We start from the raw sequence: 2,461 nt of genomic DNA on the forward strand, positions 1-2,461 counted from the left end.
AAAAATGGGGGGATTACATCACCTCATCATCGCTCGGTGCCGGAAGTTTCCCGAGAAGAAGACATCTCTGATGCCGACGTTATCCGTAGGTGCGCACTTTAACTTTAAGCCAAGGGAGTGAACTTTAGCGCTTTGTTATGTGACGTTTTAAGAACTCAGGTGCTAAATCGGCACCATTCGGCCAAACTACTGTCTCTAATTCTGGGTCTACTGCAACTTTAGAAAAAAACGAAGAGTCCTTGAGAGGTTCAAAGACACTGCCAGATAGCTTGTTTTCTAGATTGACTTCTCCAGCTGTACCGTCGTCAAATGTTACCCACAGTTTAAAGCCGTCCAGATATTTTGCGTTTCTAACGTGAAGCATGGTTTTACTCCAATGGGGCAATGTAGTTTAGTGGTTCGCCATTCTGAGCCTTATGCCAATTTTCCTCTAGTTCGGCGCGATGCTCTGAAAGCCATTCCTGAACGAATTTCGTGGCTCTATTAGGAAGCTCCCCTTCAAGTATTGAGCCGTCAAAGGCAAAAAGTGCCTCGTAACCAGAATATTTAGCATGAAAGTGAGGAGGATTATGATCGTTAAAATACATTGCGATAATAACTCCATAGAATCGACTAATGACAGGCATTGACTGATTGACTCCTTTAAACGGCTTAGATTCCATTCTATACGGTTTATCGCGGAATGAAAAAGTGAGCGACATAACGCCTTGCTCGCAGGAAAACTGGGAGTGCAGCGAGTTGTAGTGGTCTACTAATCCCGGACGCGGCACATAGGGCAAGAATAGCCTTCCTTCCTTGAATTATTCCTGGCACTAAATATTTTTTCTTGCCTAATAGCGACATTATTTGGTCGGTTTCATTCCCTGTGGTAATTGTCTACAATGCGCACTCCGCAGGAGAGAGTCAGCCGTTAAATGCTGGCCGCCGAAGGCGCAAACTCCCATAAACGCTCAGGCCAAAGTACTGCGGGCCAAGCAGATTGCCATCTGGAGAGAGGTTACTTTTGTAGCCCACCGAAGGAGCAAGCCAGCGGTCAGGTCCGTCTGGTCAAACTCTCAGGAACAAAGGACAGGGGGAGGGGCACGGATAACACAGGAGTTCTGTGTGCTCACTATTATCTATCTTGTTGCTATTACAGCTGAAGCAATGTCTGGCGCGTTGGTTGCCGGGCGTCGTAATATGGACATGTTCGGGGTGGCTTTTATTGCGTTTATTACTGCTCTGGGGGGCGGCACCGTACGCGATATTCTTCTTGGCAATTTTCCAGTCAACTGGACCCAACACCCTTCTTATATCTATCTGACCATTACTGCTGGTCTTTCTACCATGGTGCTTGCGCGCTTTATGCATCGCTTGCAGAAGATGTTCCTTGTGCTGGATGCCATGGGCCTGATCGCCTTTACGATCATTGGTTGTAACGTTGCCCAGCAATTGGATTACGGTCTGCCGGTGGTCATTATGGCTGGCATTATTACTGGTGTATTTGGCGGCATTTTACGAGATATCTTCTGTGATCAGACACCGCAAGTGCTGCAGCATGAGCTGTATGCCAGTGTGTCTCTGTTGGTCGCTGTCCTGTATCTGGTGTTGCAACATTATGATGTGAATGAGGATATGACTCTGCTTGTGTCATTCAGCAGTGGCCTGGTTATGCGTCTGGCGGCTATCTATTGGCATTGGTCGTTGCCGGTGTTCCGCTATGCGCCAGAACGCTGGTAGCAGGCCGTCGAATCAGGCCGAGTCACGTGACCCCCACTCTTGGAGTCAGTGAACCCAGGGCTTTTGGATAAACAGTGAGCCAGCAGAATTTTGCTTGTTGGCTTTCTGCGGCTATTCAGAAGGGTGGGTGTCCAAGTTGTCTCTTTCCAGATTGTCTCTGGCGAAGCCGTTTAGCGACTGCAGACAGGGTGGCCGTTAAGCAATAGTGGCCATTGGGTGAGGATATTGAATCTCGGTGAGTACGAGCCAATGCAACTCCAAGCACTCACCAGCGCCACGTTACCGCCAACCCAAAGCAGGCTGACGGCCGAATATCGATGATTTGGAGAAGTCTTTCAGAGTATCCTTAGCTGAACCTAATAGAAGGAGCTGCCCTGTTTAAGGTGTGGTTCGAGAACAGCTGCAGCCGCTTACGAATGGACTGAGACGAATATGTGCGCCACCGAAACCAGAATTGATTTCAAAGAAAAAATCATCATCGACTTGTTTGCACCTAATGTACCGGGGAGTACGGAAGATAAAGATTTTATTCAGCGAACCTTACGTGACCAATTAGTAAACAGCATACGAGAATCTTTGAAGGCTGCAGCCGAAGACAAGCCTTCGGAACTGGAGCGGTTTGTTGATGAGTCCGGGCGCAATGTTTATTTTGTGGATGGTACGCGTGGTGCTGGTAAAACTACATTTATCAACAGGGTGGTTGAGCACTTACAGAAGAAAGAGCAGGGAGAAGACAGCATTG

General features: G+C 47.9%; 4 protein-coding genes and 2 riboswitches. Of the genes, 2 read left to right on the plus strand and 2 right to left on the minus strand.

Annotated features, from left to right (window positions below; genetic code table 11):
* Positions 1-124: 124 nt before the first annotated feature.
* Positions 125-364 carry a DUF2442 domain-containing protein gene (locus Q8W22_RS16560; protein WP_196897248.1) on the minus strand — a complete coding sequence of 80 codons (240 nt, stop codon included), beginning with the start codon at positions 362-364 and terminating at the stop codon, positions 125-127.
* A gap of 4 nt (positions 365-368) precedes the next feature.
* Positions 369-701 carry a DUF4160 domain-containing protein gene (locus tag Q8W22_RS16565; RefSeq protein ID WP_303431040.1) on the minus strand — a complete coding sequence of 111 codons (333 nt, stop codon included), beginning with the start codon at positions 699-701 and terminating at the stop codon, positions 369-371.
* Positions 702-883: 182 nt separating this feature from the next.
* Positions 884-976, plus strand: a riboswitch (glycine riboswitch).
* Positions 977-1,082: riboswitch (glycine riboswitch) on the plus strand. It begins immediately after the preceding riboswitch.
* Between the two features lie 22 nt (positions 1,083-1,104).
* On the opposite strand from Q8W22_RS16565, the gene Q8W22_RS16570 reads away from it, so the two are divergent.
* Entirely contained in the window at positions 1,105-1,719 is a 615-nt protein-coding gene (locus Q8W22_RS16570; protein ID WP_305453105.1) for a trimeric intracellular cation channel family protein, read from the plus strand.
* Positions 1,720-2,151: 432 nt separating this feature from the next.
* The coding region (locus Q8W22_RS16575) for a hypothetical protein (RefSeq protein WP_305453107.1) at positions 2,152-2,461 on the plus strand (310 nt) is incomplete at its 3' end.

Origin of the sequence: Oceanobacter sp. 1_MG-2023, from assembly GCF_030689025.1 — a bacterium.
Taxonomy (GTDB): Bacteria; Pseudomonadota; Gammaproteobacteria; order Pseudomonadales; family Oceanobacteraceae; genus Oceanobacter.